This is a genomic window from Caballeronia sp. DA-9 (assembly GCF_051615025.1).
GTDB lineage: Bacteria > Pseudomonadota > Gammaproteobacteria > Burkholderiales > Burkholderiaceae > Caballeronia > Caballeronia sordidicola.
The window spans coordinates 3,650,270-3,662,434 of the sequence record NZ_CP195133.1 but is presented as its reverse complement, the minus strand read 5'-3'; the positions used below and the strand labels follow the sequence as shown (position 1 = coordinate 3,662,434).

General features: G+C 58.5%; 11 protein-coding genes. 8 read left to right on the top strand and 3 right to left on the bottom strand.

What is annotated here, in order from left to right; all coding sequences use genetic code 11:
* Positions 1–37: 37 nt before the first annotated feature.
* Positions 38–724 carry a response regulator transcription factor gene (locus ACRWA7_RS33115; protein ID WP_056356328.1) on the bottom strand — a complete coding sequence of 229 codons (687 nt, stop codon included), beginning with the start codon at positions 722–724 and terminating at the stop codon, positions 38–40.
* A 643-nt stretch (positions 725–1,367) separates the two neighbouring features.
* Between ACRWA7_RS33115 and ACRWA7_RS33110 the strand changes: the two genes are divergently transcribed.
* Entirely contained in the window at positions 1,368–1,856 is a 489-nt protein-coding gene (locus ACRWA7_RS33110) for an Lrp/AsnC family transcriptional regulator (RefSeq protein WP_060817590.1), read from the top strand.
* A 7-nt stretch (positions 1,857–1,863) separates the two neighbouring features.
* Here the strand turns inward: ACRWA7_RS33110 and ACRWA7_RS33105 are convergent, their stop codons facing one another.
* Positions 1,864–2,382, bottom strand: a complete 519-nt coding sequence (locus tag ACRWA7_RS33105; protein ID WP_060817591.1) for a class IV adenylate cyclase — start codon at positions 2,380–2,382, stop codon at positions 1,864–1,866.
* Between the two features lie 83 nt (positions 2,383–2,465).
* Positions 2,466–3,386: a LysR family transcriptional regulator gene (locus ACRWA7_RS33100; RefSeq protein ID WP_438394889.1), complete on the bottom strand. Its 921-nt coding sequence runs from the start codon at positions 3,384–3,386 to the stop codon at positions 2,466–2,468.
* Positions 3,387–3,524: 138 nt separating this feature from the next.
* Here ACRWA7_RS33100 and ACRWA7_RS33095 point away from each other — a divergent pair, with 138 nt between their 5' ends.
* From ACRWA7_RS33095 to ACRWA7_RS33065, 7 genes are all read left to right on the top strand, one after another.
* Positions 3,525–5,204, top strand: a complete 1,680-nt coding sequence (locus ACRWA7_RS33095) for a GMC family oxidoreductase (RefSeq protein ID WP_438394888.1) — start codon at positions 3,525–3,527, stop codon at positions 5,202–5,204.
* Between the two features lie 360 nt (positions 5,205–5,564).
* Positions 5,565–6,344 (top strand): ABC transporter ATP-binding protein, encoded by a 780-nt coding sequence (locus tag ACRWA7_RS33090; protein WP_060817594.1) that lies wholly within the window; start codon positions 5,565–5,567, stop codon positions 6,342–6,344.
* Positions 6,341–7,102: an ABC transporter ATP-binding protein gene (locus ACRWA7_RS33085; RefSeq protein WP_060817595.1), complete on the top strand. Its 762-nt coding sequence runs from the start codon at positions 6,341–6,343 to the stop codon at positions 7,100–7,102. Before ACRWA7_RS33090 ends, ACRWA7_RS33085 begins: the two co-directional genes overlap by 4 nt.
* Before the next feature lie 60 nt (positions 7,103–7,162).
* On the top strand, positions 7,163–8,386 hold the full coding sequence (locus tag ACRWA7_RS33080) for an ABC transporter substrate-binding protein (RefSeq protein WP_438394887.1): 1,224 nt from the start codon (positions 7,163–7,165) through the stop codon (positions 8,384–8,386).
* A 115-nt stretch (positions 8,387–8,501) separates the two neighbouring features.
* Positions 8,502–9,386 carry a branched-chain amino acid ABC transporter permease gene (locus tag ACRWA7_RS33075; protein WP_060817597.1) on the top strand — a complete coding sequence of 295 codons (885 nt, stop codon included), beginning with the start codon at positions 8,502–8,504 and terminating at the stop codon, positions 9,384–9,386.
* Positions 9,386–10,357, top strand: a complete 972-nt coding sequence (locus tag ACRWA7_RS33070; protein WP_438394884.1) for a branched-chain amino acid ABC transporter permease — start codon at positions 9,386–9,388, stop codon at positions 10,355–10,357. Before ACRWA7_RS33075 ends, ACRWA7_RS33070 begins: the two co-directional genes overlap by 1 nt.
* Before the next feature lie 533 nt (positions 10,358–10,890).
* A complete protein-coding gene (locus ACRWA7_RS33065) occupies positions 10,891–12,057 on the top strand; it encodes an ABC transporter substrate-binding protein (RefSeq protein ID WP_438394883.1) in 1,167 nt (388 codons plus the stop codon).
* Positions 12,058–12,165 lie beyond the last annotated feature (108 nt).

The following is a 12,165-nucleotide window of genomic DNA, read 5'->3' as shown; positions in this document are numbered from 1 at the left end:
CTTTACTCGTCGGGCGGGTGGGCCACGGACAAACCGCTCACGCGGCTGGCCGGATTTCCTGCAGCAAATACCCGAAGCCACGTACCGTCACGATTTCCACGCGGCAGTTTTCGAGCTTCTTGCGAACCCGGTGCACGTAGACTTCAATGGCGGTATCGCCGAGATCGCCGCCAAAGTGCGTGAGGTGATCCTGCAATTGCGCCTTGCTGACCACACGGCCATGGCGAAGCAGCAGCATTTCCAGCACGGCGAATTCGCGCGGCGACAGTTCGAGCGGTTTTTCGTCGTTGAAAATGCGGCGATCCACGCCCGACAAACGCAAACCACCCAGCGATACTTCCGGACGCGGCACGTCGCCATGCGGGCCGCTACGGCGCATCACAGCGCGAATACGCGCTTCGAGTTCCGCGGGTTCGAACGGCTTGAGCATATAGTCGTCGGCGCCGCTGTTCAGGCCCTGAACGCGGTCATGCAACTCGTCGCGCGCGGTGAGGATGATCACGGGCGTGTGACGGTTGCCCTGGCGAAAACGCGACAACAGCGTCATGCCGTCGATACCCGGCAAGCCGAGATCGAGAATCACCAGTTCATGACGGTTTTGCGTGAGCGCTTGCTCCGCGAAAATGCCGTCGTGAACCATATCGACGGTAAAACCGGCTTGTTCGAGACTGCTTTGAATGCCGCGTGCGATAGGGCGGTCATCTTCAATCAGAAGGATTCGCATGGAAGTCGCTCTTATACGATATGGGTTAGGCTCGATTGCACGCTGCGGCTGCCAGCCGGAAATCGCACGTGTTGCATACCGCGGCGGCGTCCGGGGCAGGTCAGCAATCCTTTCTTATTACGCCAAATGCTGCATTGCACATTGCCTTGCAGCGGTTTATTGCGGCTCGACACTCGCCAGTTCCCATTTGCGTCGAATTGGCCGCATCGGGTTTTTGCTGCGCTTCCAGGCTTTTTCAGTTTGAATGCGCCGCCAAAACCGCATGCGTGGTGATTGTACAGGGTCGCCCTGTACCGCCAACGAAGTGACGTAACCGAGGGCGCAGCGTTGCAGTTAAAGCTTACACATCGATCAGGAATCAACTTTCCATATGTAAGGATAAGTCGATTCAGGCTTGCATATCACTTTGTTTTTGCTTTCGAATGACGGTGTGACATGTCTTTTAGCCGTGGTTATTGCGGTTTTTGGATGTCATCGTTTGTAATACGAAGGTTACGGATTCATGGCGGATCGATTGACTTTATTGTGATGGTTATGCGAGTCCCGGATCTTTTCTCCTTCGCAATGTCGGGCCTGGCGACGCATTATCTTGCGTCCGGGCACGGTAAGCTTGCGTCCTTTCAGATCTAACGCAGGCTTTCCCATGATCGATCTCGATCACTTCGATCTCGCGCTACTCGACGTTCTGCAGCGCTCCGGCCGCGCCACGCATCAGCAACTGGCCGAGGAAGTGCCGTTGTCGCCGTCCCAGATCGGGCGGCGGCTTCAGCGGCTGGAGGCGACTGGCGTGATCGATGGATACCGTGTGGTGCTGCGTCCGGAAAAGCTCGGACTCGGCGTGACCGCGTTCACGAGCCTGAAGCTCAAGCATCACGGCGATACGGTCATCGACCAGTTTCAGCAGCAGATCGAGACATTGCCGGAAGTGCTGGAATGCCACGCGACCGTCGGCGACGCCGATTATTTGCTGCGCATTGTCGCGCCCGATTTGAACGCGCTTTCCACGTTCGTCATGAAAAAACTGATGCGTGTGCCCGGCGTGGACAGCGTGCGTTCGAACATCGTGTTGACTACGTTCAAGCGCAATGGACCGTTGCCGCTCGGGCATCTTGCGCCGAAAGATATCGACTAAAAAGGAATCAGGCCGGTTCGCTGAGCAAATCGACGTACGCAACCGGCACCAGATCCGCGCTCGATACACCCAGCTTCGCGAATAATTCCTCGGCTTCCTTCTCGCCGCCTTCTTCGTCGTCATCCTGGCCGAGCAGCACTTCCAGTTCGATAAAATCGCCGAGTCCATCAACGCGATCCAGATGCACGCGCGTGCGCCCGACAATATAAACATGGCGCTCCTTGTTCACGATCCCGCGCGTGTTCAGCGCCTGCGCGAGCAGCGCATGCATCGCTTCCGGGTTCGTCACCGGGCTGCGCGAGTAATACGAAACCTTCGGACCGTCGCGGTCATCGCGCTGATAGAAGATCAGTTCGGCAGGCGTGTTGTCATCGAATTGACGCAATTTGAGGCGGCCGTTCGGCACGTCGTAGAAAAAATCCTGCTGGCGATAGATCATGGGCGGTTCAGTGGCGAGCGCAGCCGCGCGCGCGAGAAGCTGGTCGAACTGATGTGCGCGAGCCTTGATTTCAATGTTGCGTGCCATGTTTGCGTGTTCCTGTTGACGTGGGCGCGAGAAGCGCGTCCCTCAGACTAACAAAGTTTGGCGGCCGCGAGTCTTCTTCGCCGCTACGTCGCCCACTGGTCTTCGATCAGACGTAACGCCGCGGCAATGCTCGGCTCCTCGCGGCGCTCCGCTAATACGATGAACGATAACTGCGTCGGCACCGTGACGCCTTCCACGATAGTGAGCGCATGCGCGTGCGCTTCCGCAAGTGCAATGGAATCGCGCACGAGCGTGAGACCCACGCCCGATTTGACGAGATCGAGCATGGACGGCTCCTGATCCACTTCAGCGACCTTGACGGGCTGAACGCCGTGGGCGTTGAAGAGACGGGTCAGCAGACGGTTATGCGCCGATTCCGCTGGCGTCCAGATCCAGGGCAGACGGGCAAGCGCGACCCAGTCGGGCGTGCCGGTCTTCGGATGTGTCGTCCGGTTGACGCGATCCTTCCATCCGGCCGGCGCGAGCACGCGATACAGATAAGGCTTGAGCTGTACGACATGAAATCGATGCGCATCGCGGGGTTCATCGATTGCCGGATCGCCGATGTAGAACCCGACATCCAGGTCGCGCGCTTTCAGGCGCTCCAGCACCCAGCCCGACATGCCGTGCCTGAGCGCGGTTTCAACGCGCGGATACGTCTCCACCAGCGCGCGCAAGAACCCGCCCAGCCGGAGAAATTCGGGATCCAGAATCGTACCGATAGTCAGACGCCCGCTGATTTCGTGCCGCAACGCGGCGGCGACGCGCCGCACTTCGCTCGCGGCGTTGAGCGCGCGCTCCGCGTGTGGCAGCAGCGCTTCGCCGTCGCGCGTGATGATGAGTCCGTGCGACGTCCGCACAAAAAGCGTCACGCCAAGCGCTTCCTGCAGGTTCTTGATCTGCAGGCTGACAGCGGGCTGCGTTACATGCAGTTGCACCGCGGCTCGCGTTAGATTGCCCTCGCGGGCGACGGTTATAAAGGCACGGAGAAGAGTGAGGTCCATGCCTGATATTAACGTGGCTTATAAAGCTATTGAAGATATCTGATTGGATTGCTGCGGTGCGACCGCAGTAGGGTGTGCAGAAAGTACGGTTCAAAACTTGGATGAACGGCCCCATATGAAGCCGTGCAGGAGGCGAAAATGAAACAGGACGCACGTAAGCTCGAGGGCGAATTCGACTACATCATCGTGGGCGCGGGGACTGCGGGGTGCGTGCTTGCCAATCGCCTGACCGAAGACGCCGATGTAAATGTCCTTCTGCTGGAAGCGGGAGGCCGGGATAACTATCACTGGATCCACGTGCCGGTCGGTTATTTGTATTGCATCGGCAATCCGCGCACGGACTGGCTGTACAAGACGCAGGCGGAACCGGGACTCGACGGCCGCTCGCTTTCCTATCCGCGTGGCCGCGTGCTGGGCGGTTGTTCATCGATCAACGGCATGATCTACATGCGCGGCCAGCGTGAAGACTATGACGACTGGGCCGCCATCACCGGCGACCGCGACTGGTCGTGGGATTCGGTGCTGCCCGTATTCAAGCGCAGCGAAGACCATCATGGTGGCGCGAACCAATGGCACGGAACGGGCGGCGAATGGCGCGTCGAAAAGCAGCGGCTCAAATGGAAAGTGCTGGAGACATTTGCGGAAGCTGCGCAACAGACGGGTCTTCCCGCAACCGACGATTTCAATCGCGGCGACAACACAGGCGTGGGTTATTTCGACGTCAACCAGCGCAGCGGGATTCGCTGGAATGCAGCGAAGGCCTTCTTGCGGCCCGCGATAAAACGCACCAATCTCACCATCATTACGGGTGCCCATACGCAGCGGCTGGTCATGGAAGGCAAGCGCTGCGTTGGCGTGGAATATCGAGGCGGCGATACGGACTATCTTGCGCGCGCCCGTTGCGAAGTGATCGTCAGCGCGGGCGCTGTGAACTCGCCGCAGTTGCTGGAACTGTCCGGCATTGGCAATGGTGCGCGGCTGCAGAAAATGGGTATCGATGTGATTCAGGATCTGCGTGGTGTAGGCGAGAATCTGCAGGATCATCTACAACTTAGGATGGCTTATAAAGTACGCGGCGTGCGCACGCTGAACACGCTTTCGGCCAAGTGGTGGGGCAAGGCATGGATCGGCTTGCAGTATGCGGTCATGCGCAGCGGACCCATGTCTATGGCGCCGTCGCAACTGGGCGCGTTCGCCAGGTCGAATCCCGACGACCCAAGCATTATCCGGCCGGACGTCGAGTATCACGTGCAGCCGTTATCGCTGGACCGGTTTGGCGAGCCGCTTCACGCATTCAACGCGTTCACGGCTTCGGTATGTCCGTTGCGGCCTACGTCGCGTGGAAGCGTTCACATTGCTTCGCCGGATGCGAGCGTCGCCCCGCTTATTGCGCCCAATTATTTGTCGACGGATCGCGACCGTGAAGTTGCCGTCAACGCTTTGCGCCTCACTCGGCGCATCGTGGCCGCGCCCGCGCTCGCGAAATATTCACCGGAAGAGATCTTGCCCGGCACATCGTTTCAAACCGACGCCGAACTCGCGGTCGCTGCGGGAAAAATAGGAACGACCATTTTTCATCCGGTCGGCACGTGCCGCATGGGGACGGATAACGATCCCGCCGCCGTTGTAGATAGCCGGTTGCGCGTAATCGGCGTCGACGGATTACGCGTGGTCGACGCGTCTGTCATGCCGACCATTACTTCGGGCAATACGAATTCACCGACCTTGATGATCGCGGAAAGGGCAAGCGAGATGATTCGCGCGGACCGGCGGTTCCTGGGTTTGCGCGCGCGAACGGTGGTATCGAGTATTGCGTGAATTGTTTAGCGTCTTGCTGCGATACATAAAAGCATTCATTAAAGAGCCCTGGCTACATAAACCAATAAAACAAAGCGCCAAACTAAGTGCAAATCCCGATGATTGCGCTGCATCATTGGCGCGACAATACCCCGTACGTCTTTGATGCGCCGCATGTCTGCACGAGCGTTGTGCGGCACGCAAAAAGTGCAGCAGATGCAAGCCAGCACAATGCCAGCACTGCAACACTTGCCTGGTAAAAGTACCCGCACGAACGCAAGCGAACCACTTCGGCAGAACCCAAGGCCTGCGCCAAAAGCGCGTCTGCCAAAGGCTGAAACAAAGGTCGGGCCCAGGCTCAAACCAAGCACGGAAGGGGACATGATTCTCGGCGATACGATTCTGGAAACCCGCGGCCTGACAAAAGAATTCAAGGGCTTCACCGCCGTGAACGACGTGAACCTGCGTGTGCGCCGGGGTTCAATCCACGCATTGATCGGTCCCAACGGTGCGGGCAAGACGACTTGCTTCAACTTGCTCACCAAGTTTCTCGAACCGACCGCGGGACAGATCGTTTTCAACGGCGCCGACATCACGCGCGAACGTCCCGCGCAAATCGCGCGTCGCGGCGTGATCCGCTCGTTTCAGATTTCCGCTGTATTCCCGCATCTGACGGTCATGCAGAACGTGCGTATCGGCTTGCAACGCTCGCTCGGCACATCGTTCAAGTTCTGGAAAAGCGAGCGCGTGCTCACTGAACTCGATGACCGCGCCATGGACCTGCTCACGCAAGTCGGCCTGACCGATTTCGCCGATACCACCACGGTCGAGCTTTCATACGGTCGCAAGCGCGCGCTGGAAATCGCCACCACGCTTTCAATGGAACCCGAACTCATGCTGCTTGATGAGCCCACGCAAGGCATGGGTCATGAAGACGTGGACCGCGTGACGGCGCTGATCAAGAAGGTATCGGCGGGACGCACCATCTTGATGGTCGAGCACAACATGAACGTGATCGCCGGGATCTCGGACACCATCACGGTCCTGCAACGTGGCGAGGTGCTGGCCGAGGGCAGCTACGCGGAGGTATCGAAGAATCCGCTTGTGATGGAAGCCTATATGGGCAGCGCCGACGCCGCTCTGGCCGGAGCGCACGCATGAGTACGATCGTGGAAGAACGCCGCGCGCAGCGCTCGCGCGATGGATCGGCTGGGGAGCCCGCGCTCGAGCTTGCCGGCGCGCAGGCGTGGTATGGCGAATCGCATATCCTGCACGGCGTGGATCTGAAGGTGAACCGCGGCGAAGTCGTCACTTTGCTCGGGCGCAATGGCGCGGGTCGCACGACCACGCTGCGCGCGATCATGGGCCTGACCGGACGGCGCACCGGGTCGATCCGGATTGGGGGGCATGAGACGGTTGGCATGTCGACACACAAGATCGCCCATTACGGTGTGGGTTATTGCCCGGAAGAACGCGGGATTTTCTCGAGCTTGTCGTGCGAGGAAAACCTGATGCTTCCGCCGGTAGTAGGGAATCCGAAGGAAGCCATGTCCATCGATGAAATCTATTCGATGTTTCCCAATCTCAAGGAACGCCGCAATAGCCAGGGGACCCGGCTTTCTGGCGGCGAACAGCAGATGCTGGCCGTTGCGCGCATCTTGCGCACGGGCGCAAACCTGCTGCTGCTCGACGAGATTTCGGAAGGGCTTGCGCCTGTGATTGTGCAGGCGCTTGCGCGAATGATCCTGATGCTCAAGTCACGGGGTTACACCATTGTGATGGTCGAACAGAATTTTCGTTTCGCGGCGCCGCTCGCCGATCGCTTCTACGTCATGGAGCACGGGAAGATTGTCGAGCACTTCAATGCCGGGGAACTCGAAACGAAGATGCCGGTGCTGCACGAACTGCTCGGAGTTTGACGGGTTCGGTGCAACAGCATGCGGGCAGCAGCAAGAACAACAAACTCAACGGAGACTGTAATGAAGAAGAAGACCCTCGCGCGCCTCTCGAGTATTTGCCTGGCCGTTGCAACGGCTACTGCGTCGCTCATGGCGGGCAATGCTCACGCAGCCCCTGGCGACACCGTAAAGATCGGCTATATCACGGACCTTTCGGGTCTTTATGCGGACATCGACGGCCAGGGCGGCCTTGAATCCATCCGCATGGCGATCGCCGATTTCGGCGGCAAGGTGAACGGCAAGCCAATCGAGCTTGTCTACGCCGATCACCAGAACAAGGCGGATATCGCGGCGTCGCGCGCACGCGAATGGATTGATCGCGATGGCGTGAATGTGATCATTGGCGGGACGAATTCGGCGACGGCATTGTCGACCAACCAGGTCGCCGGCGAAAAGAAGATCCCGTACATCAACATTGGTGCGGGCGCCGATAACCTCACCAACGAGCAATGCACGCCGTACACGGTTCACTACGCATACGACACCATGGCGCTCGCCAAGGGCACCGGCTCGGCCGTGACGAAGCAGGGTGGCAAGACGTGGTATTTCCTCACGGCGGATTACGCATTCGGCAAGGCGCTGGAAAAAAATACGTCTGACGTAGTGAAGGCGAATGGCGGGCAAGTGCTGGGAGCGGTACGTCATCCGTTGTCGGCGTCGGACTTTTCTTCGTTCTTGCTGCAGGCACAGGGATCGAAGGCGCAGGTGCTGGGTCTGGCCAACGCGGGTGGCGACACCATCAACTCGATCAAGGCCGCGAAGGAATTCGGCATCACCAAGCAGATGAAGATCGCCGCGTTGCTGATCTTCCTGACCGACATCCACAGCCTGGGCCTCGAAACCACCCAAGGTCTGGTTGCAACCGATAGCTGGTACTGGAACAAGGACGCGACCACGCGCGCCTGGGCGCAGCGCTACTTCGCGAAAATGAAGAAGATGCCCACGAGTCTTCATGCAGCCGACTACTCAGCTGTCACAACTTACCTGAAGGCGGTTCAGGCGGCAGGGTCGACTGACAGCGACAAGGTCATGGAGCAGTTGCACAAGGCGAAGATCAACGACTTCTACGCGAAGAACGGCTATATCCGTGCAGATGGCAGCATGATTCACGACATGTATCTGATGGAAGTGAAGAAGCCGTCGGAGTCTAAAGAGCCGTGGGACTACTACAAGATTACCGCGACCATTCCGGGTGATCAGGCGTTCGCGACCAAGGCTGAATCGCGCTGCACGCTGTGGAAATGAGCGGCCGGGAATGACCGCTTTGCGGATTCGCGTGCTACGTGAATCCGCATGATCGATCGACGCATGCCTGCATGATCGGGCGGTATGCGTCGAAACACCTTTGATGGCAGGTTCAATGGAAATTTTCGGCATTCCGCTTGCGGCGATGATGAGCCAGTTGCTGCTCGGCCTGGTAAACGGTTCTTTCTACGCCATCCTGAGCCTTGGCCTCGCGGTGATCTTCGGCCTGCTCAACGTGATCAACTTTGCGCACGGTGCGTTGTTCATGCTGGGCGCGATGCTCACGTGGATGGGTTTTTCCTACTTCAACGTACCGTACTGGCCGATGCTTCTGCTCGCGCCGCTCATAGTCGGTGTGTTTGGTATCGTCATTGAACGGACGATGCTGCGCTGGCTCTACAAGCTCGACCATCTCTATGGACTCTTGCTCACGTTCGGCCTCACGCTGGTCATTGAAGGCGTATTTCGTTCGGTGTACGGATCGTCCGGGCAGCCCTACGATGTTCCCGGCTTGCTCGCCGGCGCGACGAATCTCGGGTTCATGTATTTGCCGAACTATCGCGCGTGGGTTGTGGTGGCTTCGCTCGCCGTATGCTTCGCGACGTGGTTCGTCATCGAGAAAACGCGTCTAGGCGCCTATCTTCGTGCGGGCACCGAGAACCCGAAGATGGTCGAGGCATTCGGTATCAACGTACCGCTGATGGTCACGCTCACCTACGGCTTTGGCGTCGCGCTTGCCGCGTTCGCGGGCGTGCTCGCCGCGCCCGTGATTCAGGTTTCGCCACTGATGGGGCAGTCGATGATCATCACCGTGTTCGCGGTGGTCGTTATTGGCGGAATGGGTTCCATCATGGGCTCGATACTCACCGGCCTCGGACTCGGCGTGATCGAGGGCCTCACGCGCGTGTTCTATCCGGAAGCGTCCGCGACGGTCGTCTTCGTCATCATGGCGCTGGTTCTGCTCGTGCGCCCGGCGGGACTTTTCGGCAAGGAAAAATGATGTTGAGAAAAGTACTCTACGGCGTGTTGCTGGCGGGCCTGATCGCGGCGCCGTTCCTGGGCGTCTATCCCGTCTTCATGATGAAGGTGCTGTGCTTCGCGCTGTTCGCGGCGGCGTTCAATTTGTTGATCGGCTATACGGGCTTGCTCTCGTTCGGCCACGCAATGTTTCTCGCAAGCGCCGGCTACACGGCCGGATACGCAATACAAACCCTCGGTTTCACGCCGGAGCTCGGTGTGATTGCGGGGACTGCGGTGGCGACGTTGCTTGGGTTGATCGTTGGCTTGTTTGCAATCCGGCGACAAGGCATCTACTTCGCGATGGTCACGCTCGCGCTCGCGCAGATGGTCTATTTCGTGTTCCTGCAAGCGCCGTTCACGCACGGCGAGGACGGACTTCAAGGCGTGCCGCGCGGCAAGCTGTTTGGCGCGATCAGCCTCGGCTCGGACCTCACGCTCTATTACATCGTGCTGCTCGTGATGGTGCTGGCGTTCGGATTCATCGTGCGGATCGTGCATTCTCCGTTTGGACAGGTGCTGATCGCGATCAAGGAAAACGAGCCGCGCGCAATCTCGCTGGGATACGACACGTCGCGTTTCAAGCTGCTGGCGTTTGTCTTGTCGGCGGGTCTCGCGGGATTGGCTGGCGCGCTTCAGACGCTGGTGCTCGGTTTTGAAACCCTGGGGGATGCTTATTGGACCATGTCGGGTCTCGTTGTATTGATGACGCTGGTCGGTGGAATGAGCACGATGTTCGGCCCTTTGCTCGGCGCTTTTATTATTGTTGCGCTGGAAAATCGTCTCGGCGATATCGGCAGCGGATTGACGCGGCTCACCGGTATCGACTGGTTCAATTCGCTTGGCGAGTCCGTGACGATCGTGACGGGGCTGATCTTCATAGCGTGCGTGCTGCTCTTCAGGCGCGGAATCGTGGGTGAGATCATCGCGCGGTTTCGGCCGTTGCGCGGGTAGCTTCGACTATTCGTTTGTAATCCGAATTAACGCTTGGTTTGGAACACTTTTCTGCCTCTTAAGCCGGGCACGGTTGAGCAGACGCCCAATTAAGGTGCTTTTGTGCACCACTAGGGTAAATGCTAGGTTGTCGGTAATCGTTGTCCAATCTAATATCCGTTTCAGTTCTGCAGCACCCGATTTTTGAGGTGGAGAACGAGGAGACAACGAGGCATCAAGTGCCCGACCTAAAGCGCTGTTGGATGATTCCAACAGCGCTTTTTATTTGTACTTCGCATTTCCGCATTCAATTACAGCTTGAAGTTCATTCGCGGCTTTGCCGTTGTGCTCCATTTATTTACCGATTATTCGTGCGGGTTTTCCCGCGTATTTTCCAATGCGCGCTGCAGCACACGTCTGCCCATTCCATTCCCTTCAAAACCCTTGCCCCATGCGGCCTCAGTCCGCTACACTCGTATTCACCGACCGCGTGGTCGGGATATAAAAACCGTAAAATCGCGGGCAATGAACAAACACTTTTACGGGGTATATCAATGAAGTTGGCTTTACGCTGGATCTCGGCGGCGCTGTTTGCCGCGAGCGCATCTGCAGTGATCAGCACGCAAGCTTTTGCGGACGTAAAAATCGGGGTGACGCTGTCCGCAACAGGTCCAGCTGCGTCGCTGGGCATTCCGGAAAAGAACACCATCGCGTTGCTGCCGAAAGAAATTGCCGGACAGAAGATGCAGTACATCGTGCTGGACGATGCGACGGATTCCACGCAGGCCGTGAAGAACGCACGCAAGCTGACAAGCGAAGATCACGTCGACGCACTGATTGGTTCTACCGTCGTTCCCAATTCGCTGGCCATGATCGACGTCGCTTCGGAAACGGCGACGCCCATGATCTCCATGGCGGCGGCCGCGACGATCGTGGAACCCATGGATGCCAAGCGCGCCTGGGTATTCAAGACGCCGCAGAACGACATTCTGATGGCGACGGCCATTGCATCGCACATGTCGAACCATGGCATCAAGTCGGTGGCGTTCATTGGTTTTAGCGACGCATACGGCGAAAGCTGGTTCAAGGAATTCACGAAGGCCGCCGATCTCGCGAAGATCAAGGTGGTCGCGAATGAGCGGTTTGCACGTAACGATGCGTCGGTAACGGGGCAGGTCCTGAAGGCAACGTCGCAGAACCCGGATGCCGTGTTGATCGCGGGCGCGGGAACGCCGGCCGCATTGCCGCAAAAGACGCTGAAGGAGCGGGGCTACAAGGGCAAGATCTATCAGACGCACGGCGTTGCGAACAACGACTTCCTGCGTGTGTGCGGGAAGGATTGCGAAGGGACGTTCTTGCCGGCCGGACCGCTGCTGGTGGCCGCGCAGTTGCCTGATTCGAATCCGGTGAAGAAGTCCGCGCTGGCGTACAAGCAGGCTTATGAAGGCGCGAATGGAGCGGGTTCGGTATCGACGTTCGGCGGTCATGCGTGGGACGCCGGCCTGTTGTTGCAGCGGTCTATTCCGATTGCGTTGAAAGCAGGGCAGCCCGGGTCGCAGGCATTTCGCGAAGCGTTGCGCGCGGCGATTGAAAGCACCAAAGACCTTGCCGGTTCGCACGGTATCTTCAACATGAGCGCGTCGGATCACTCAGGACTCGATCAACGTGCGCGCGTGATGGTGGAGATCGTCGGCGGTCAGTGGAAGCTCGTCAAAGACTGACGGCGAGCCGGCACGACCCTACGAATCCATTAAAGGCGCGTTGCTTCGAACGCGCCTTTTTTGTAGCTGGCTTTACTGACTCGGCCTTATGACTAACGTTTGTCGGAA

Coding starts and splice junctions, on each gene's coding strand:
- ACRWA7_RS33115 (WP_056356328.1), bottom strand. CDS start 724: ATGCGAATCCTTCTGATTGAAGATGACCGCCCTATCGCACGCGGCATT.
- ACRWA7_RS33110 (WP_060817590.1), top strand. CDS start 1,368: ATGATCGATCTCGATCACTTCGATCTCGCGCTACTCGACGTTCTGCAG.
- ACRWA7_RS33105 (WP_060817591.1), bottom strand. CDS start 2,382: ATGGCACGCAACATTGAAATCAAGGCTCGCGCACATCAGTTCGACCAG.
- ACRWA7_RS33100 (WP_438394889.1), bottom strand. CDS start 3,386: ATGGACCTCACTCTTCTCCGTGCCTTTATAACCGTCGCCCGCGAGGGC.
- ACRWA7_RS33095 (WP_438394888.1), top strand. CDS start 3,525: ATGAAACAGGACGCACGTAAGCTCGAGGGCGAATTCGACTACATCATC.
- ACRWA7_RS33090 (WP_060817594.1), top strand. CDS start 5,565: ATGATTCTCGGCGATACGATTCTGGAAACCCGCGGCCTGACAAAAGAA.
- ACRWA7_RS33085 (WP_060817595.1), top strand. CDS start 6,341: ATGAGTACGATCGTGGAAGAACGCCGCGCGCAGCGCTCGCGCGATGGA.
- ACRWA7_RS33080 (WP_438394887.1), top strand. CDS start 7,163: ATGAAGAAGAAGACCCTCGCGCGCCTCTCGAGTATTTGCCTGGCCGTT.
- ACRWA7_RS33075 (WP_060817597.1), top strand. CDS start 8,502: ATGGAAATTTTCGGCATTCCGCTTGCGGCGATGATGAGCCAGTTGCTG.
- ACRWA7_RS33070 (WP_438394884.1), top strand. CDS start 9,386: ATGTTGAGAAAAGTACTCTACGGCGTGTTGCTGGCGGGCCTGATCGCG.
- ACRWA7_RS33065 (WP_438394883.1), top strand. CDS start 10,891: ATGAAGTTGGCTTTACGCTGGATCTCGGCGGCGCTGTTTGCCGCGAGC.